The 19,097-nt window shown below is 40.6% G+C and carries 15 protein-coding genes and 2 tRNA genes; 8 read left to right on the top strand and 9 right to left on the bottom strand.

Annotation, left to right across the window (positions count from 1 at the left end; genetic code table 11):
- Nucleotides 1-100 precede the first annotated feature (100 nt).
- Nucleotides 101-1,348: an SfnB family sulfur acquisition oxidoreductase gene (locus tag I7H67_RS12340; protein WP_198307978.1), complete on the top strand. Its 1,248-nt coding sequence runs from the start codon at nucleotides 101-103 to the stop codon at nucleotides 1,346-1,348.
- Nucleotides 1,349-1,380: 32 nt separating this feature from the next.
- Nucleotides 1,381-2,631, top strand: a complete 1,251-nt coding sequence (locus I7H67_RS12335; RefSeq protein WP_005301987.1) for an acyl-CoA dehydrogenase family protein — start codon at nucleotides 1,381-1,383, stop codon at nucleotides 2,629-2,631.
- Between the two features lie 33 nt (nucleotides 2,632-2,664).
- Here the strand turns inward: I7H67_RS12335 and abeM are convergent, their stop codons facing one another.
- Nucleotides 2,665-4,011, bottom strand: a complete 1,347-nt coding sequence (gene abeM / locus I7H67_RS12330) for a multidrug efflux MATE transporter AbeM (protein ID WP_191900543.1) — start codon at nucleotides 4,009-4,011, stop codon at nucleotides 2,665-2,667.
- Nucleotides 4,012-4,044: 33 nt separating this feature from the next.
- A complete protein-coding gene (locus I7H67_RS12325) occupies nucleotides 4,045-4,506 on the bottom strand; it encodes a DMT family transporter (RefSeq protein ID WP_198307977.1) in 462 nt (153 codons plus the stop codon).
- Nucleotides 4,507-4,622: 116 nt separating this feature from the next.
- On the opposite strand from I7H67_RS12325, the gene hemW reads away from it, so the two are divergent.
- Nucleotides 4,623-5,777, top strand: coding sequence for a radical SAM family heme chaperone HemW (gene hemW, locus I7H67_RS12320; RefSeq protein ID WP_198307976.1), 1,155 nt, complete (start codon nucleotides 4,623-4,625; stop codon nucleotides 5,775-5,777).
- 42 nt (nucleotides 5,778-5,819) lie between these two features.
- Here hemW and I7H67_RS12315 read toward each other — a convergent pair whose 3' ends face one another.
- A complete protein-coding gene (locus I7H67_RS12315) occupies nucleotides 5,820-6,575 on the bottom strand; it encodes an SDR family oxidoreductase (protein WP_198307975.1) in 756 nt (251 codons plus the stop codon).
- Nucleotides 6,576-6,687: 112 nt separating this feature from the next.
- On the opposite strand from I7H67_RS12315, the gene I7H67_RS12310 reads away from it, so the two are divergent.
- The gene (locus tag I7H67_RS12310) at nucleotides 6,688-7,584 is read left to right on the top strand and encodes a LysR family transcriptional regulator (protein WP_198307974.1); all 897 of its coding nucleotides are present in this window, start codon (nucleotides 6,688-6,690) and stop codon (nucleotides 7,582-7,584) included.
- Nucleotides 7,585-7,647: 63 nt separating this feature from the next.
- Here the strand turns inward: I7H67_RS12310 and I7H67_RS12305 are convergent.
- The 4 genes from I7H67_RS12305 to I7H67_RS12290 form a co-directional block, all read right to left on the bottom strand.
- Nucleotides 7,648-7,723 (bottom strand) — tRNA-Lys (locus I7H67_RS12305).
- 22 nt (nucleotides 7,724-7,745) lie between these two features.
- Nucleotides 7,746-7,821, bottom strand: a tRNA-Lys gene (locus I7H67_RS12300).
- A 120-nt stretch (nucleotides 7,822-7,941) separates the two neighbouring features.
- A complete protein-coding gene (locus I7H67_RS12295; protein WP_198307973.1) occupies nucleotides 7,942-9,783 on the bottom strand; it encodes a long-chain-acyl-CoA synthetase in 1,842 nt (613 codons plus the stop codon).
- 191 nt (nucleotides 9,784-9,974) lie between these two features.
- Nucleotides 9,975-13,325, bottom strand: a complete 3,351-nt coding sequence (locus I7H67_RS12290) for an Rne/Rng family ribonuclease (protein WP_198307972.1) — start codon at nucleotides 13,323-13,325, stop codon at nucleotides 9,975-9,977.
- Nucleotides 13,326-14,046: 721 nt separating this feature from the next.
- Between I7H67_RS12290 and I7H67_RS12285 the strand changes: the two genes are divergently transcribed.
- The 4 genes from I7H67_RS12285 to I7H67_RS12270 all read left to right on the top strand — a co-directional run bounded on the left by I7H67_RS12285 (nucleotide 14,047) and on the right by I7H67_RS12270 (nucleotide 17,068).
- On the top strand, nucleotides 14,047-14,979 hold the full coding sequence (locus tag I7H67_RS12285; RefSeq protein ID WP_004794885.1) for an RluA family pseudouridine synthase: 933 nt from the start codon (nucleotides 14,047-14,049) through the stop codon (nucleotides 14,977-14,979).
- The gene (locus tag I7H67_RS12280) at nucleotides 14,976-15,650 is read left to right on the top strand and encodes an HAD-IA family hydrolase (protein WP_198307971.1); all 675 of its coding nucleotides are present in this window, start codon (nucleotides 14,976-14,978) and stop codon (nucleotides 15,648-15,650) included. Before I7H67_RS12285 ends, I7H67_RS12280 begins: the two co-directional genes overlap by 4 nt.
- 70 nt (nucleotides 15,651-15,720) lie before the next feature.
- On the top strand, nucleotides 15,721-16,413 hold the full coding sequence (locus tag I7H67_RS12275; protein WP_198307970.1) for a helix-turn-helix transcriptional regulator: 693 nt from the start codon (nucleotides 15,721-15,723) through the stop codon (nucleotides 16,411-16,413).
- Nucleotides 16,414-16,462: 49 nt separating this feature from the next.
- On the top strand, nucleotides 16,463-17,068 hold the full coding sequence (locus tag I7H67_RS12270; protein WP_107880675.1) for a glutathione S-transferase family protein: 606 nt from the start codon (nucleotides 16,463-16,465) through the stop codon (nucleotides 17,066-17,068).
- 57 nt (nucleotides 17,069-17,125) lie between these two features.
- Here I7H67_RS12270 and I7H67_RS12265 read toward each other — a convergent pair whose 3' ends face one another.
- Together I7H67_RS12265 and hcaR are read right to left on the bottom strand one after the other, a co-directional pair.
- On the bottom strand, nucleotides 17,126-17,803 hold the full coding sequence (locus I7H67_RS12265; protein ID WP_198307969.1) for a DUF1345 domain-containing protein: 678 nt from the start codon (nucleotides 17,801-17,803) through the stop codon (nucleotides 17,126-17,128).
- A gap of 266 nt (nucleotides 17,804-18,069) precedes the next feature.
- Complete coding sequence (gene hcaR / locus I7H67_RS12260) at nucleotides 18,070-18,975, bottom strand: DNA-binding transcriptional regulator HcaR (RefSeq protein ID WP_004794873.1); 906 nt, start codon at nucleotides 18,973-18,975, stop codon at nucleotides 18,070-18,072.
- Nucleotides 18,976-19,097 lie beyond the last annotated feature (122 nt).

Genomic DNA, 19,097 nt, shown 5'->3' with positions numbered 1-19,097 from the left:
AAATCCATTTCATAAACAAAGCTTTAATATCTATAAAGTGTCTGTTTTTTTGGTGCTAATGTGAATGGCAGGTTAAATAAAAATAGAGATAACAAAAGTTATGACAAGTTTAAGTTCAGCCCATGGGCAGTCTCAGGCGGTTCCTTTATCTGTGTTTGAGCAGTCAAAAGATGCGCATATTATTCGTTCTGATGAAGAAGCAATTGAGGTTGCCAAACAACTTGCGCAAGAGTTCGCACATGAAGCATCCGATCGAGACAAGGAGCGCCGTTTACCCTTAAATGAAATTCAACAGTTCTCACAAAGCGGCTTATGGGCCATTACGGTTCCCAAACAATTTGGTGGTGCACAAGTCAAATATCGAACTTTGGCTGAGGTCATCAAAACAATTGCGAGTGTTGATCCATCTCTTGCACAGCTTCCCCAAAATCACTTGGCTTTTATTGAACATTTACGTCTTGATGCAGGCCCAGAACAAAAACAGTTCTTCTTTAACTTAGTGTTGAGAGGGATTCGTTTTGGCAATGCATTTTCGGAAAAACATAGCAAAACGGTTGCTGATCTCACTACCACATTAAAAAAGACTGAGCACGGTTATGAAATTAATGGGAAGAAATTTTTTGCAACAGGCGCATTGCTTGCACATTGGGTTCCAATTGTTGCTGTAAATGAACAAGGGCAGCCTTATGCGGCGCTAGTTCCTCGGGAAACTTCTGGGGTGAATATTATTAATGACTGGTCTGGTTTTGGGCAACGAACCACGGCCAGTGGGACCGTTGAACTTAATCAAGTTCCAGTACGTGAAGAATATCTAATTCCGATTTATCAGGCTTTCGAACGTCCTACACCGGCAGGTGCAATTTCACAATTTATTCAAGCTGCTGTCGACGCTGGTATTGCACGTGGCGCAATTGAAGAAACAATCCACTATGTCAAAAATCATAGCCGCGCATGGGTCGATTCAGGTTTAGAAAAAGCGAGTGATGATCCCTATACGATTGCAAACATTGGTGATTTAAAAATAAAACTGCGTGCGGCAGAAGCGGTATTAGATTTAGCAGGAGATGCGATTGATCAAGCGATTGCCGACACGACAGAAGAACATGTAAATCAAGCAACATTACTGGTTGCTGAAGCAAAAGTACTCACTACAGAAGTTGCGATTTTAGCAGCGAATAAGCTTTTTGAGTTGTCTGGAACACGTTCTACTTTGTCAGAACTTAATCTGGACCGCCATTGGCGTAATGCGCGTACTCACACCTTGCATGATCCCGTGCGTTGGAAATATCACATTGTCGGTAATTACTACCTCAATGGCATCCATCCACCACGTCATGCATGGAGCTAAGTGAAGAAAAAAATAAGATTAGGAGAATAAAGATGACAATTACTCAAATTGAATTAGAAGAGCTATCGGTAGGCGCCGATTATGAAAAGGTAGCAAGTAGATTTCGTCCAGTTTTTGAAAAAATTGCCCAAGGTGCAATTCAACGGGAAAAAGAACGAATTTTGCCTTTTGAACCGATTCAGTGGTTAAAAGAACTCAAATTAGGTGCAGTACGGGTACCCGTTAAATATGGTGGAGATGGGGTATCATTGCCACAACTTTTCCAGCTTCTAGCAGAATTGGCGCAAGCAGATTCGAATATTGTACAAGCGTTGCGTGGACACTTTGCTTTTGTTGAAGACCGTTTAGTTGCCCATAAAGAGCATTCGCAGGAAGTCTGGTTTCAGCGTTTTGTACAAGGTGATTTAGTTGGAAACGCATGGACCGAAGTTGGAAATGTACAGATTGGTGACGTCGTTACGCGAGTCACTAAAGATGCTTCGGGTAACTTGGTGGTGAATGGTGAAAAGTACTATTCAACAGGAAGTATTTTTGCTGACTGGATCGATTTATTTGCTTACGATGAAGTGAATGACCGCCATGTGATTGCTGCTATTTATCGCCATGAAACTGGGGTAAGTGTGATTGATGATTGGGATGGCTTTGGTCAAAAGACAACGGGTAGTGGTACTTTAAAAGTGCATCAGGTGCATTTGCCAGCCTCGCACCTTATTCCATTTGACCAGCGTTTTAAATATCAGACCGCTTTTTATCAGGTTGTCCACCTTGCAACCCTAACAGGGATTGCACATGCCGCGGTCGAAACTTTTAGCCAAGAAATACGTGAGCGAAAGCGTATTTTTAGTCATGGTAATGGTGACCTTGTTCGTCACGACCCACAAGTTTTACAGGTGGTGGGTAAAGCTTCTGCTCAAGCCTATGGAAGTCTAGCAATTACGATTAAAACAGCAGAAGCATTACAAAAGGCTTATGAAAGTCACTTTAGTGAGCTAGAGGTGAAAGAACATCAGTTTAATGTAGATGCTGAGCTTGAGTCAGCGCAAGGGCAGGTGGTGATTTCTAATTTGGTACTGGATTTAACGAGTCAGTTATTTAATGCTTTAGGTGCATCGGCAAGTAGTCAGGTTAAACAACTCGACCGTTTCTGGCGCAACGCACGAACAGTCTCTTCTCATAATCCACTCATCTATAAAGAAAAAGTGATTGGCGATTGGGAAGTAAACCGTACCGATTTACCCTTTGTCTGGCAAATTGGAGCAAGCCCTCGGGCAAAGTCTGCATAAAATAAAAAAGCCGATGTTTCATCGGCTTTTTTATTAGGTCTGGCTTAAACGTTTGGTATTTAAATAAAGCCTTGAAAGTAATAAAACACAAGCAATGCTCAAACCAATAATCAAACCTAGCCACACACCAGCCACGCCCCAATGGGTATAACGCGCTAAATAAAGCCCAATAGGGAAAGCAATCACCCAATACGCCATAAGTGTAATCCACATTGGTGCTTGAGTATCTTGCATACCTCTTAAACAGCCTGCGGCACTTACTTGTAATGCATCCATCAACTGATATGCCATTGCAAACCAAAGTAAATACATCGCAACAGGAGCTACGTTTAAGTCTTGAGTATAAATCGAGATAATTTGTTCACGGCCTAGAGCAATAAAAGTCATGGTTAATATGGCAAAAAATATTGCTGTGCTGAGACCAATTTTTTGTACTTGGTACATTGAAGCCCAGTTCTTTTCACCATAATAAGTACCGACACGGATGGTTAAGGCAATGGCTAGTGAAAGCGGAATCATAAACAGCACAGAGGTAACGGAAATTGCGACTTGGTGTGCAGCAATAAACACTTCACCCAGTGGGCTAAGGACCAATGCACCTGTACTAAAAATACTAATCTCAAAGAACACAGCTAAACCGATTGGTAGACCAAGCTGTAAAATTCTTTTAACTAAAGCCATATTAATTTTATCAAATCGGCCAAAAATAGACGTGTTTTGATAAGCCGAAGCTTTATAAATATAGCCTGCTAAAGTGATCAACATAAGCCACTGTAAAATGGATGTTGCAAAGCCACAGCCAGCGCTACCTAATGCAGGTATTGGCCCTAATCCATGCATAAAAATCATGTTAAGAGGAACCAATACAACTAAAGCTAATAGGCTAATAGCTGTGACAGGACGTGGATGGCCTAATGCTTCTGAATAGCCACGTAGCGCTGCGTACATGGTGACAGCGGGCATACCTAAACCAATTGCATGTAAGAACAAGCTTGCTTTAGGTCGTAAGCTCTCTGGTACGCCGAACACATGCAAGAAAAACGGCATAAGCTGCAAAATGAGCATTGCCAGTACACCTAAAATCACAGCAACCCACAATGACTGACGAACAACGACAGGGATCTGCTCTGTATTTCTTGCGCCTTTTGCTTCAGCGACCAAAGGTGTTGTTGCAATCATAATGCCGCTGAACAGGAGCATGATTGGAACCCATAAACCGACCCCTACAGCAATTGCTGCTAAATCGGTTGCAGATAAATGCCCAGCCATAATAGTGTCAATTAACCCGAATCCTGCTTGAGCAAACTGGGTAATTAAAATTGGTAGCATTAAGTGGAAGAGTTGTTTTAATTCAGCCCGAAAAGATGTGACATTCGACACAAAAGGTACTCTTTTTAAATATAAAAAATGAAGCTAACGCTGCAAAGTGAGTACCACACCGACAAAGATGATGACTCCACCAAGAAACCGTTGCCATGTAACAGGGGTCTTTTCTGTGCCCAACCAACCAAAATGATCAAGTAACATAGAAATAACGATTTGCCCAAAAACGACTAGCCCTGTAAAGGTTAAAAAACCAAGCTTAGGTGCAGTATAAATGCTCATGCTGATTGCATAAACCCCAAGAAATCCTCCAGTCCAAAGAAGCCAAGGAATATTTGATATTTCACTTAAAGTGGGTTTCTCGGCACTTTGAAAGAAAACCATAATCGCTAAAACAATAGTACCTATGAAAAATGATAATAAAGCTGCTTGTAAGGGTGAGTGTAGTTGCTCGCGCAGTTGAGCATTAATTGCTGTCTGAAAAGCCATGGCAACACCGATTCCCATAGCTAAGGGTAAGATCAGGAAAAGTTGACTAGAGAATTTCATCATTTTTATCAGTATTTAAGAATGTTTAAATTTAGTCTAAAGCAATTAAGGTATGTTTTCATAAGCCCATTGATGCAGTCATGTTAAAATAGAAATATTGTGTAAATTGGACCTGCTCCTTGGCCGTATTAAACTCTGCTTCTGTTCCTTTATCTTTATATATCCATATGCCTTGGTGCGTGCGTAAATGTCCATATTGTGACTTTAACTCGCATGCAGTACCAGACGGAGCACTTTCGTCAGAACTTGAGCAAACCTATTTAAAAGCATTGATCGCCGACTTTGAAACTCAACTAGAGATGGCGCAGGGACGTTCGATCCATAGTGTGTTTATTGGTGGTGGAACCCCTTCACTGATTTCGGCACAGGGGTATGTATGGTTATTTGCAGAACTTAAATCATTGCTTAATTTTGAAGATGGCTGTGAAATTACCTTAGAGGCAAATCCGGGAACGGTAGAGCATGATCCGTTTGCAGGGTATTTAGAGGCTGGCATTAATCGCTTATCGATAGGTGTTCAGAGCTTTCATACTGATCATTTGCAAAAACTTGGACGTATTCATTCTGCAAACAATGCAATTGAAGCGATTCAACAAGCAAAGCAAGCTGGCTTTAAGCGAGTGAATGTAGACTTAATGCATGGTTTGCCTGAGCAAACGCTAGGGCAGGCGCTCTATGATCTCAAGCTTGCTGTAGAAAGTGGCGCAACTCATATTAGTTGGTATCAACTTACCATTGAACCCAATACCGTTTTCTTCCGTACCCAACCCGTTTTACCGCAAGATGAAATGCTTGAAGACATTCAAGAGCAGGGTGAGGCATATCTTAAGGCAAATGGTTTTATAAATTATGAAGTTTCGGCATGGCGTAAAGAGCTGCCTTCAGCACATAATTTAAATTATTGGGAGTTTGGTGATTATCTTGCGATTGGTGCAGGTGCACATGGTAAAGTGACACGACCAGATGGTGTGTATCGTTTCCAAAAAACTCGTTTGCCAAAAGACTATTTAGCTAAGGTTCCAGCCGAACATCTGCAAATGAAAAAGATTGAGGCAGAAGAGCTACCTTTTGAATTTATGATGAATGCTTTACGTCTAAATGATGGTGTAAAAGCTGAGTTATATGAACAGCGTACAGGCTTAAGCTTAGATCATTTAAATGAGGTGCTCACTTCGCTGCGAGCTAGAAAGCTACTGGTAGAGGATAGTTCTCGTTTGGCTTGTACAGAGCAGGGACATATTTTCTTGAATTCGGTACTAGAAGAGTTTTTATAATAAAACTAAAAAGCCGCACTATGAGATGCGGCTTTTTTGATTTTAGCGAGTGGTATAGCCACCATTTGCAAAAATTGTTTGGCCGGTAATCCACCAACCATCGGTCACCAAAAAGCGAACTAGAGGCTCGATATCTTCAATTTTGGTTAATCCACCTAAAGCTGAAGCCGATTTATGGTAAGCCACTGCCTCGGCAGATTCCTGCCCATAGAAAAATGGCGTATCCATAGGTCCAGGGGCAACCGCAGTCACGGAAATCTGGCGATTACCAAATTCTTTTGACGCAGCGCGAGTGTAATGTTCAACAGGAGCTTTTAAGCCTTCATAAGTTGAATACAGCCCAGTGTAAGCTGCAAGAAGAGATGTAACGATTGAACAGATCTTTCCGCCGTCATTTAAATGACGACCCGCAGATTGAATAAAGAAATAGGCAATTTTTGAGTTGATATCGCTCATGCTATCAAACTCTTGTTCTGTGGTGTCTAAAAAGGATTTCTTTAAAACCTTTCCAACTGTATTAATGGCAATATCAATTCCGCCAAAATGCTGCTTAGTGTCTAAGAAGAGCTTTTCAATATTATCAATATCAGTTAAGTCTGCTTGAATTAAAACAGCGTCTACACCGAATGCTGTTACATCCGCGAGTGTCTTTTCCGCATCTGCTTGAGTTTCAGCGCTATTGTAGTGAATTGCAATTTTTGCACCTTGCTCTGCAAATTTACGACTAATAAGTCCACCTAAGTTTTTTGCACCGCCCGTAATCAGTGCAACTTTATCTTTCAGAGTATGAGTTGTCATGATGATTGTTCCTATGATGACTTGTTTTAATGTGTTTTTAGTCTAGATTGGCGGTAATTTTTGATCAATTATGCTAGTTTGGTTTAACTATTCAGAAAATACGAACAATTAAATGGATCGGTTGCAGCAATTTTTTATTTTTTCAGAAGTCGCTAAACGACAAAGCTTTAGTGAGGTAGCAAATCAGCTTGATTTACCTCGCTCTACAGTGACGAGTGCAATTCAACAATTAGAAACTCACTATGGGGTACGTTTATTTCATAGAACTACACGCAAGGTAAGCCTTACTCAAGATGGACAAAGAATCTTGCCTGAATGTCAAAACCTATTATTTGACTATGAACAGCTTGAACAACTCATACAAACGCAAAAGCAGCATTACCGTGGCACGCTAAAAATTTCAATGCCCAGCCGAATCGTACACCAAGTGATTATTCCTGAACTTCCCGATTTTTATAGCCGCTATCCAGACATTCATTTACAGCTCAATAGTTCTGATGACATGACTGATTTGATCGAGAAGGGAATTGATTGTGTTGTTCGGGTGGGGCAGCTAGAGAATAGTAGTTTGATCGCGAAGTTCGTGGGTAACTTGATTATGGTGAACTGTGCAAGTCCCCATTATTTAGAACAATACGGTATTCCTGAACAACTAGAAGATCTATCTCAGCACAAACTCATTAATTACGCAGGAGCCGTAGGAGAAAAACAAGGCATATTTTTATATCAAGATGGAACAGTGATGATCGATAGTGCTTTAAGTGTAAATAATACAGAAGCCTATGTTGCTGCAGCTTGTGCTGGCCTAGGGATTATTCAACTTCCATACTACGATGTTCAGGATAAAATAGAGCAAGGAACTCTGGTTGAAGTATTAAGTGCACATACTGCTCAATCTTTGCCACTCAATATTTTGTATCCGAACCGAAGTTATATTCCTAAACGTTTAGAAATCTTTATGAACTGGGCGAAAGAGATTTTATATAAGAAATGCATCGTCATCTTTTAGTCATGAAAATAAAATAAGATAACAATAAAAAAAGCCTCTCGCAGTGAGAGGCTTTTTAGAATTTGGTGGGTCGTCCGCGACTCGAACGCGGGACCAACGGATTAAAAGTCCGCTGCTCTACCAACTGAGCTAACGACCCAAATAGGTTCAAAACAGATAAGTGGTGGGTCGTCCGCGACTCGAACGCGGGACCAACGGATTAAAAGTCCGCTGCTCTACCAACTGAGCTAACGACCCGTATCGTTTTGATGTCGCGTATTTTAGCAAGTTATTCAACTAACACAAGAGGTAAATCAAAAACATTTGCATGATTGCCTATAAAAAGCACGATTTCCTCTTGTTTAGCTAAAAAATGAACTAAAAACGATATTTATATGCCTGAATGTTGTCAAAAATTTCAGTTGTGACATCACAATAACTGTTTGTACCAGGTAATAAAGCGAGTAAACGTTCAGAAGTTTTGCTTGGATTAAACGAATCTTCCTTCAATTTATTCTTTTGATATTTAAAAGTACCTGTTGTTTCAACTTTGGCTTGCACTCGTAAAAATACGGGTACTGCATAAGCAGGCAGGCATTTTTTAAATATAGTCACCATTTCGGTTAAATCAGACTCATTTAACTCAGCGCCATCAGCAAGTGTGATTGCTGCCATACCAGCACGACCATTGGTATTTGGAATTTCTACCCCATAGACCACCGCTTCAGCGATCTTGTCATATTCACAAACCATGTTCTCAACTTCAGTAGTAGATACATTTTCGCCTTTCCAGCGGAAGGTATCGCCTAAGCGGTCAACAAACTGAGCATGACGGAAACCAATATTACGAACAAGGTCACCTGTGTTGAAATATGAGTCACCTTTTTTAAAGACATCTTTCATAATCACAGATTTATTCTTTTCTGGGTCTGTATAACCGTCAAAAGGCGAGCGACTGGTAATTTTACCCACTAGCAAACCAATTTCACCGGCTTTAACTTTTTTACACCAGCCCTTTTTATCGCGGACAGGTTCATTTTTCTCTTTATCAAACTCAATAATGGCATATGGCGTAGGAGAGAAACCTACTGTGTTGTCAAAGTTAAAAATATTACTAAACCCGACATTGCCTTCACTTGATGCATAAAGCTCAAGAACTTCTTGCACACCAAAACGTTGTTTGAACTTATCCCAGATGTTTGGGCGCATGCCATTACCGATCATTTTGGTTACGCGGTGGGCACGGTCAATTTCTGTAGGAGGGGCATCCATTAAGTAACGGCAAAGCTCTCCTACATAGCCAATTGCAGAGGCATTAAATTTCTGAACATCTTTCCAGAAGGCACTGGTTGAATATTTACGTCGAATTGCAAGGGTAGAACTTCCCGCGATCACACCACACCAGCACACTACGACACCTGTTGCATGGTAAAGCGGTAAAGTTACATACATCACATCATCTGGGCCAAGATTTAAAATGTGCCCATAAGTACCATAGGCAAGTGTCCAGCGACTGTGTTTGAAAATAACAGCCTTTGGTAAACCTGTAGTGCCCGAAGTATAAATATAAAACAGGCCATCATTTCCATGAACAGACTGCGTAGTCGATGGGTTAAATTTTGGAAATTGATCAATTTCTATTGCAAGATTGGCATAACCTTGAGGTGCAGTTCCTGCATCTTGACGTGTAGCCTGATCTGCAAACCAATGAAAACGGTCTTTAGGAACATTGAGGTCCTGACGAATTTCATCAATGACCGCTCGAACTTCTTCACCTACAATTACGGCAATTGGTTTTACAAGATTGATACTATGAGCGAGGACCTTACCTACTTGAGAGGTATTAACAAGCGCAATTGTTACCCCAATTTTAGCTAAACCTACAATCGTAGCAATAAGTTCAGAACGGTTCTCAACCATTACGGCAATCACGTCGCCTTTTTGTGCGCCAAGAGATAGATAATAGTGAGAAATCTGGTTAGCCCATTCGTTTAAAGCTTCATATGAATAACTTTGATCTTCAAATAATAAAGCAATGCCTTGCGGATTTCGCTTAACAGCTTTTTCAAAAGCTACACCTAATCCCGTTGGTGTATTTGCTGTTCTTAAGTAAGCCTGTTTAAGACCATTCAGGATATGGGGTACTTTGGGGATGAAGCTAGGAAGTCTTGTTGCAACATCACCAAGCGTAATGATATCGGTCTGTGTTGTCTGGCTCATATCAATCCTATTTATTTTTCGATCAATCCAAAAAAGGTTGCGTTGGCAAAAGTACAGTGTTTTTCATGGTTCACCATGCTTTTAAAACTTTTCTTCTAGTGCAATCAACCTAATTGGTTAAAAATAACAAAAAAAACCTAGTCATCGAAATGACTAGGTTTGTTTAAATTAGCTGCAATTGAGCAAATGATTTACTCAGCTACAGGATTTGCTTTCTTTGGTGGACGACCACGAGGGCGACGAGGAGGACGACTTGGTTTGTCCTGATCTGCCTTAGAATCGTCTGATTCAACTTCTGCAGTAGCTTCTGTTGGTGCTACAGCCTGTTCTACGGCAGCTTTTGCTCTTGCAGATGCTTTAGGCTGTTTAACAACCGGAGCTTCAACTACTGTTGTCGCTGGTGTTTCTTCTGTGCTTGTTTCACTTTGTGCTACTTCAGTCACCTGATCAAGCTCAAGCGGTTGTTGTTTTGACTCAACAGGTGCTTGTGTTTCAGCAGCAGGAGCAACAACCGTTTCTTCAACAGCTGGAGCTACAGGTGCAGCTTCTTCTGGTGCAGCGTGTTGTTGTTTAACTTGCTCAAAAGCTTGTTCCGCAGCAAGTTTTGCTAAACGACGACGCTCACGTGGATCATTAGCAACACGTGGTGTTTGCTCTTTTTGTGGCGTCAATGCAAGTACAGGCGCAGGCTCTGCTTCTTGTGATGGCTTGTTGCTTGGAAGCTCTGCATCACGAGTAACAGGCTTTTTGTCTTCAGCATCAGACACGACTTCTGTTGCTAGCGTACTAGCGTACTGTTCAGCAAACTTCTGCAATGCACGATTGAATGTTGGAACTAAACCAAACTGTTCAATCAATACTGTGCAGTCTTCACCATAAACATGACGAATCAAGCTACCAATCGTATATTGCGCCAACGTTGGAATTTGCGATGGGGCAATTGATGGTACCGCAGCTTTAGCACGTTTCGCGTTGCGTTGTTCACGACGACGCATACGAGGGTCATTGCTCGCACGTTGAATTTGCGGTTGAGCTTTGCTATCTGCAGGAGGAGTCGTCGTTTCTTCTACTTTGGCAGGGACTGCTTCTTCTACAACTGCAACAGGTGCTGGAGCTGGCTCTTGAGCGACTTCAACAACAGGTGCTGTTTCAGTGCGTTCAACAGGTTGCTCTGGAGTCAAAGCAATAATTTCGCTTTGTGCCTGATCAACATTGATTACTAAGGCTGTATTCATGACTTCATGCTTTGGAGCATCAATCAAATCAACCTTAATTTGTTTCTCATCAACAACTACTGGTGCCGCCGGTGCATTTTGATTTTCATTCAATACACTTGGATCTCGGTGGCGATTTGGACGGTTCGGACGTTGTTGATTATTACGGTCACGACGCGGCACGGCATTTTCAGTTTGTTGTCCATCATTTTGATGTTGTTGATGTGACTGATCTGGGTGCTGACGTTTTTGTTGACGTTTTAACTCACGTTGTTCTTGACGTGATAACTGTACAACTTCTTCGTGAACCTGTTGTGGTTGTTGCTGTTGTTGTGGCTCTTGAGCATGGTGATGTTGTTCACGTTGCTCTTTGTGCTTACGTTTTTTGTTGTTTGGACGTTGTTGTACTTTATCGTCTTTTTCAACATTTTCACGAACTTCCTGTTTAGCAGGAGACTGTGAAATGTAAGCATTATTAGATGGAGCCGCAGCAGTTTCAGCAACTGGCGGTACTGCAACTTGTCCAAACTGGCCACGGCTTACAGCGCCAGTATTGACCATTTGTTCAATTGTCGCAGCAGCATTTTGTGCTGAACGAGATTGATCAATAGTTTTAGCTTGTTTTTGAACAAAAAGGTTCTCTAACCATGCAAGCGGGCTTGCTGCTTTTTGAGTGCTTGGCTGAGCAGCAGAAGGTTGAGCTGCTTGATTTGCTTTCTTTTGACCAGCTGCGTTATTTGCAGCAGGAGCTGCATGAGCATGGCCATGATCAGCTTCTTCTAAATGCCATTCAGAAGATTCATAACCTAACTCTTTCTCACTTGAGCGAGTTGCTTCAGTACGCTCATAGCTAGATGGTGCAAATCCATCTGGATTGTACTGAATTTCATAGTGAGGTGTTTCTAAGTGCGGGTGAGGTAAAACAGTCACACGAACACCAGAAGTCTGTTCTAAATAAACAAGGCTATGGCGTTTTTCGTTGAGTAAGAATGCTGCAATTTCAACAGGAACTTCTACTTGTACTTCACCATGACGTTCACGAAGTGCAATTTCTTCTACTTTACGCATAATTGAAAGCGAAAGTGAACGTAAGTCACGCACCATACCCGTGCCATGACAGCGTGGGCAAACATATCCAGTTGCCTCTTCAAGTGATGGGCGTAAGCGTTGACGGCTCATTTCCATTAAGCCAAAACGAGAGAGTTGGCCAAACTGGATACGTGCACGGTCGCTTTGTGTTGCTTCACGAAGTTTTGCTTCAACCATGCGTTGGTTGCGTTCTTTAGTCATATCGATGAAGTCGATAACAACTAAACCGCCAATGTCACGAAGACGAAGTTGGCGAGCAATTTCTTCTGCTGCTTCTAGGTTTGTATTAAGTGCAGTTTCTTCAACGTCATGTCCACGAGTCGATTTCGCAGAGTTAATATCGATTGAAACTAAAGCTTCAGTCTGGTCAATTACGATTGAACCACCAGAAGGAAGTTTTACTTCACGCTCGTAAGCAGTTTGAATTTGGCTTTCAATACCAAAATGAGCAAACAACGGCTCGTTTAAAGTATAAGTTTTAAGTTTGTCTAATTGACGTGGCATAACTGCTTTAACAAAGTTATACGCTTCGTTATAAGCTTGTTCGCTATCAATTAAAATTTCTGCAACGTCATCACGTAAGTAGTCGCGGATGGCACGAGTAACTACGCCAGCTTCTTGATGAACAAGCATTGGAGACGGACCAGAACTTGCAGTGCCTTGGATTTGTGCCCAGAGGTCAAGCAAATGCTGTAAATCTAACTGTAATTCTTCTTGAGTACGGCCAATACCTGCGGTACGCACAATAACACTCATGCCGCGAGGTAAATTTAAAGAAGCTAAAATTTCTTTTAATTCTTCACGTACAGAACCTGAAATTTGACGGCTAATACCACCGCCTTTCGGGTTGTTTGGCATAAGAACCAAATAACGTCCTGCAAGTGAGATGAATGTAGAAAGGGCAGCGCCTTTGTTACCACGTTCTTCTTTTTCAACCTGAACAAGTAATTCAGTACCCTCAGTGATGAGTTCACGAATGTTTGAAGTTTGTCGCGGGTCTGCTTGGAAATAACTATTCGCAATTTCGCGCATAGACAAGAAGCCTTGACGGCCTGCGCCATATTCAACAAACACAGCTTCTAAAGAAGGTTCTACGCGGGTTACATGGCCTTTATAGATATTGGATTTTTTCTGTTCTCGGGTACGATTTTCTAAATCAAAATCGTAAAGACGATTACCAGTGATAAGTGCAACGCGGACTTCTTCTGCGTGAGTTGCATTAATCAACATACGTTTCATGGGTGTGACACCTAATAGTGACCCACACAAACATATCGCACAAACTTAAAGGTTCTGAACGAACATCGAACATGACGGATCATTTCCCAGATCTCAAAATATTTGTGGTCTGAGTCATCTGTTACCGGCTACATTTAGCCTTAACTTCGATTCTCGTCTGTGATGTAGGCAATACTGCTTCAACCTTTAAATCGGACTTCCTTAGTGCTTCACTGGCGGGTGAGCGGTACATTGGTTAATGACTTTCACTGTCATTGAGCGCGAAGTGACTTCTTTTTGGAAGTTTGATACGGAATGTTCATCGTATCGGTGCTTTCGGCAGTTCCAATGCATCAACGCTTTAGCCTGAAGGCAACTTTAAGGAGCGATTTGTCTGATGTGTATCAGTTTACGTTCCATAACCAACTAGAGTTGGTAACATATTTTTTTGAACAAACTGAATTAAACGCAACAGTTTGTCATTTTGCCGATATAATAAGCCTTCGGCGTCGGCATAATTCTTTAGGACCTATCCGAGCTGATGGTGAAAGCATCATTTTGATTGAGGTTTCAATCAGGGAAATTCCCTATTAGATGTTCACTTACGGCGGTATCCGTGCGCTGACTATATCAAACCTTGCAGCATCTGCCTATGGGCTAAGCTTAGATTTCTTGTGAAAAAACTAAGCTAAACGGTCATTTATTAATCAAATTTAGCAAAATTTCAGGTTTAAATATTAGTATGAATTCTACACAGCAATGGCAAAGTGTCACTTGGTTTGAGGTGGATGAACATCAAGCAGGACAGCGAATTGATAATTTCCTGTTCTCGCGTTTAAAAGGTGTACCTAAAAGTCGTATTTATCGTTTGATTCGTGAAAGTCAGGTTCGAGTAAATAAAAAACGTGTTAAAGCTGAGACTAAACTTGAGATTGGTGATCAGATTCGTGTTGCTCCAATTCGCTACGAACAAAAAGATGAAACAGCCGCTCCTGTCAGTGACAGTGTGGCACAAGGCCTATTAAGCCGTGTGGTCTATGAAGATGAAGGTTTGTTAGTTGTAAATAAACCATCAGGTATTGCTGTCCATGGTGGTAGTGGTATGGCATATGGTTTGATTGAGGCACTACGTGCAGCGACAGGCAAAAAATATTTAGAACTTATTCATCGTATTGACCGTGATACTTCTGGTCTGGTCATGATTAGTAAAAAACGTAGCACATTAAAACAACTACAAGATATGTTGCGTGAGCACAAAATTCGTAAAACCTATGCAGCGATTGTTAAAGGTCAAGTGAGCTTAGATAAACAGCTGATTGATGCGCCTTTATTGAGATATGAGCTGGCAAATGGCGAGCGTCGTGTACGTGTGACTAAAGATGGTAAACCAAGTAAAACCGAATGGGTTGTAGCAGAGCGCTTTAAAAATGCGACTCTGGTTCATGCATCACCTTTATCTGGCCGTACTCATCAGATTCGTGTGCACGGTTTAAGCATTGGACACCCTTTGATTGGTGACGATAAATATGGACACACGACTGAGTACACTGGTCCTGAAGCACGTCGTCTATGTTTACATGCGATGCGTTTAGATATTCCAGGTTATCCACCGATTGAAGCTCCTTTACCAGAAGACATGACCCAGTTATTAAAGGCTTTGAGAGTGGCAAAATGAGTCTAAAAACCGAATTAGTTATTTTCGACTGGGATGGGACTTTATATAACTCTGTTGGACAGATTGTTGCTAGCTTGCAACATGCCGCAGAACAACATGAATTGCCTTTAACAGATGAAGCAGCAAAAAGTATTATCGGTTTAGGCTTGCCTGAGGTGATGCAGACCTTATTTCCAGAAGCGCCAGAATTGCATGACTCGATCTTAAAGGCATATGGTGATCACTATATTACGAACTCGACTAGTGATGCATGGTTTGAGGGTATTTCTGAACTACTCCATGATTTAAAAGCCCAAGGTTTAAAACTTGCAGTTGCGACGGGAAAAAACCGTCGAGGATTAGACCGTGTAATCGCAAAAACACAAAGTACTCATCTGTTTGATGTGACTCGGGCAGCCAACGAAACACGTTCAAAACCAGATCCTCTCATGTTGCAAGAAATCTTAACAGTCACTGGAGTCAGTGTTGAGCGTGCAGTAATGATTGGTGATAGTAGCTATGATCTTGAGATGGCTCAGAGGTTAAACATGCCACGAATTGGTGTGGGCTATGGTGTGCATTCGATCGAAGTTCTACAACAGTTCCAGCCTTTAACGATTGCCAAAGATGTACCTGAGCTGCACAACTTTTTAAGAGAATATGCAAAGTTATCTACGGTAGATGTTGCATAATTTAGAATAATACAATAAGGGGGAATTTATTCCCTATTATTGTATGTCTAATAACAATAAGAAGAGAAAAATGAGTCGTTCTATTCGTCTATTAAATCTTTTACAACAACTTCGTGAAGCCCGTTATCCAATCACTGCACAAGTTCTCGCTGAACGTATGGGAATTAGTATCCGAAGTGTCTATCGCGATATCGATAGCTTACGTGAGCAGGGTGTAGCAATTGAGGCATCGGCGGGTATCGGTTTTCAGCTTAAAGAAGATATTGTACTACCACCAATGACACTCAATGAAAATGAAGTCGAAGCTATTTTTTTGGCATTGTATTGGTTGAAGAGTGTGCCAGATCAATCGTTACAATCGGCATCTACATCTGTATTAGCTAAATTGAATTCTGTTTTGCCTGAGCATCGGCAATATTTATTACAGCACACGACTTTAAGAGCATTTAATACGTGGCTGCCTGTAGATGAAAATCGAGTCGAACAGGTGCGTTTAGCCATTCGGCAGCAAGTTAAAATTTCGCTGCATTATCATGATGAGCAGCAACGAAGTAGTGTCCGAACCTTGTGGCCTTTTGCCTTGGGATATTTTAATGACAAAATTTTATTGGCTGCATGGTGTGAACTCAGGCAGGATTTTAGACATTTTAGACTCGATCGTATTCAACAGCTGAGTTTAAGCCAAGAATTATATCCATCATTTAAGCAAAAACTATTTGAGCAGTGGTGGGCACAAGAGTCGAAGACTACTGACAAAAACTGACAAAGAGGTTTTGTAGACTAGGTTCCACGATAAACAAGGAGCCATAAAAATGAGCCTTAAACTTTATACTAACAAAGAATCACGTGGTGTTGTGGTCGACTGGCTTTTAGTCGAATTAGGTGTTGAGTGTGAACGTATTGAAGTCGAATACAAGACTGAAATGAAAACACCGGAATATCTAAAAATTAATCCTTTTGGAAAAGTGCCAGTATTGGTAGATGGTGATGTCGTGATTTATGAGCTAGGTGCAATCTGTGCTTATCTTGCTGATAAATTTTTCGATAAAGGTTTAGCTCCTGCATTAGATGATCCTAAACGTGGTTTGTACTATCGCTGGTTATTTTTGATGGCAGGCCCATGGGAAGCTGCTGGTGTTGATAAAGCTCTCGGAATAGATGTATCTCCTGAGCAAAAAATGTTTGTGGGTTATGGTGATTACAACGATGCCTACCAAGCTTTAGTACAAGGGCTTAGTGAAGCCAATCCGTATGTGTGTGGCGAACAATTTACCGCCGCAGATGTAAGCGTTGGAGCAATGCTGTTATGGCAATTGAAAATGGGAGCGATTGAATCTCATCCTGCCATTACGCGTTATGTTGAAACCATCAAACAACGTGAAGGCTTAAAACAAAGCACGATGGGCTCATTGTTGTAAACCTCTGCTGTTCAGAGTCACCCATTTGGGTGACTTTTTATTTCCTAAATACAAGTTTTAGTTAGTAAGAAAGCCAGCAGCAACGTTAATACAGATCGCTAAAATGGTGGTATTAAATCCAAAAGACAACACCGCGTGAAATAAGTTTAAAAGACGCATGTGTTTGGTGGTAATCGAAACATCGGCAGTTTGGGCAGAAGTACCAATAATATAACTAAAATATAAAAAATCAGGATAAGTGGGCTGTTTTGTTCCCGGAAAATCTAGACCACCATTTTCTTCATTTCTAGATAAAGCCATATAAAAATCATGGGCATAATGTAGAGCAAAAACGGTATGCATAAAAAGCCATGCAGAAACAATAGTGAGTAAAGCTAAAGCCACATGGCCTAACTTTGCAGAATGATCAGAAGGAAGCTGTGAGAGCTGTATTAAAATAGCAACTAGACACATGGTTAAAGCCAATAGAACAATCAGCATAATGACCCATTTGCTTTCATCTTGTTTTTTGGCTTGCTGCTGCATTTGTGAATGATCAGCACTTTTCATGAGCTGCCAAACATGTAGTAAATATATACTAATCGAAGTATTCCAGCTGACTAATAAAATAGTTGACCATTTCCATGAGGTGAACCATGTCAGAATACTTGCTGTGATAAATCCTATAATTAAAGCAATAAAGAAATGAGGGCGGTTTAGTACACTACGTCCAAGATGTTGAAATACTGCAACCATTTTCCTAATCTCCTTTTATCAAATGGTAAATATATTATTTTTTATTAAATGGTGAAAATAATATCTAGTTTTATATGGATTTTATTCCAAGTTTTTAAATTTTATTTAAGATATATTTACTTTTACCGAGTAGGTAAAATAGAACAAAAGCGCGGGCTAAACTGTTTATAAAAAGTATAAAATAAATAAAAAATACTATTTACTTATACCTTTTATAAAGGTGTCCTTATTAATCATAGGCTTAAAATAAAATATAGCTTTTCTGATTAGGTGTGAGTTAAGTTCTTATCTAGATGAAATACTTTAGTGAGTTGATCAATAAATTTTTGGACGCCTAAAGACTGTGAGTTTCTACGGTAATTTACGAATAAATCCAATGTCGGTAACTCGACATCAAGAGGGCGGACTACTGTATTTTTGATGCCTAAAGGTGCAACGTAAGCAGGTAAAATTGTACAACCTAATCCAGAGCCAAGAGAGTTAATATTAAACAACATGCTGTCTGCTTTTTGAACAATATTGAGGTCAATATTGTGAGTTTTGGCAAAGTCTAAAATCGTGTTATGTAATGTTTGTGACTGCTCAGCAGCAGGAATAATAAAGTCAACGCCCTGTAAAGCATGGACGGGAATCCGTTCATATTGAGTAAGTGGATGATTTTTAGGAAGTAAAAAAATCAAGGGTTCAGTCAAAACAAATTGGCTTTGGATCTCATCACTATCTGTATTTTCTCGAGTAAAGGTAATGTCTAACTCACCTTTTTTTAAGGATTTAAGTTGTTCAGTATTGTTTAGATTAGATAGTTCAATGATGAGATCGGGGTGTTGTAATCGCAGATTAGGAAGAACGTAAGGAAAAATTTTCATTTCTGCAATGGGAACAAAACCGATACGGAGCAGCTGCTGTTTAGCCTTAGAAACCTGTCGTGCCAGAGCAACTGCTTTTTCAGCTTGAGCAAGGGTGAGACGAGCATGTTCTAAAAAGACTTCACCTTCTTCGGTTAATTCAACTTTACGTTTAGTGCGATTTAAAAGTCGTACACCAACATCTTCTTCTAAATCTTTAATCTGTTGGCTAAGGGAGGGTTGTGCGGTAAAAAGTTTAAGGGCGGCTTTACTAAAATTTAATTCTTCAGCAACGGTAATGAAATATCGGAGATGGCGTAGTTCCATAAGACTAATCCAAAAAATGTCTTACTATGATTTATGTGAAGTATAAAGCATAAAGGGATATAGCGTGAAGGTGATTTAGGTATTTATAAAATAAATGGAATTTTCATTTTCATTAAACATTT

It is taken from the genome of Acinetobacter sp. ACIN00229 (assembly GCF_016106645.1).
Classification (GTDB): Bacteria; Pseudomonadota; Gammaproteobacteria; order Pseudomonadales; family Moraxellaceae; genus Acinetobacter; species Acinetobacter oleivorans.
Note: the sequence above shows the minus strand (reverse complement) of the source record. Positions and strands in the feature narration are given on the sequence as shown.

Excerpts from the sequence above, each read along its gene's own strand:
- I7H67_RS12295 (WP_198307973.1), bottom strand. The coding sequence starts at position 9,783 with ATGAGCCAGACAACACAGACCGATATCATTACGCTTGGTGATGTTGCA.
- I7H67_RS12310 (WP_198307974.1), top strand. The coding sequence starts at position 6,688 with ATGGATCGGTTGCAGCAATTTTTTATTTTTTCAGAAGTCGCTAAACGA.
- I7H67_RS12285 (WP_004794885.1), top strand. The coding sequence starts at position 14,047 with ATGAATTCTACACAGCAATGGCAAAGTGTCACTTGGTTTGAGGTGGAT.
- I7H67_RS12325 (WP_198307977.1), bottom strand. The coding sequence starts at position 4,506 with ATGATGAAATTCTCTAGTCAACTTTTCCTGATCTTACCCTTAGCTATG.
- I7H67_RS12340 (WP_198307978.1), top strand. The coding sequence starts at position 101 with ATGACAAGTTTAAGTTCAGCCCATGGGCAGTCTCAGGCGGTTCCTTTA.
- I7H67_RS12265 (WP_198307969.1), bottom strand. The coding sequence starts at position 17,803 with ATGGTTGCAGTATTTCAACATCTTGGACGTAGTGTACTAAACCGCCCT.
- I7H67_RS12270 (WP_107880675.1), top strand. The coding sequence starts at position 16,463 with ATGAGCCTTAAACTTTATACTAACAAAGAATCACGTGGTGTTGTGGTC.
- I7H67_RS12290 (WP_198307972.1), bottom strand. The coding sequence starts at position 13,325 with ATGAAACGTATGTTGATTAATGCAACTCACGCAGAAGAAGTCCGCGTT.
- I7H67_RS12335 (WP_005301987.1), top strand. The coding sequence starts at position 1,381 with ATGACAATTACTCAAATTGAATTAGAAGAGCTATCGGTAGGCGCCGAT.
- I7H67_RS12280 (WP_198307971.1), top strand. The coding sequence starts at position 14,976 with ATGAGTCTAAAAACCGAATTAGTTATTTTCGACTGGGATGGGACTTTA.
- hcaR (WP_004794873.1), bottom strand. The coding sequence starts at position 18,975 with ATGGAACTACGCCATCTCCGATATTTCATTACCGTTGCTGAAGAATTA.
- I7H67_RS12315 (WP_198307975.1), bottom strand. The coding sequence starts at position 6,575 with ATGACAACTCATACTCTGAAAGATAAAGTTGCACTGATTACGGGCGGT.
- I7H67_RS12275 (WP_198307970.1), top strand. The coding sequence starts at position 15,721 with ATGAGTCGTTCTATTCGTCTATTAAATCTTTTACAACAACTTCGTGAA.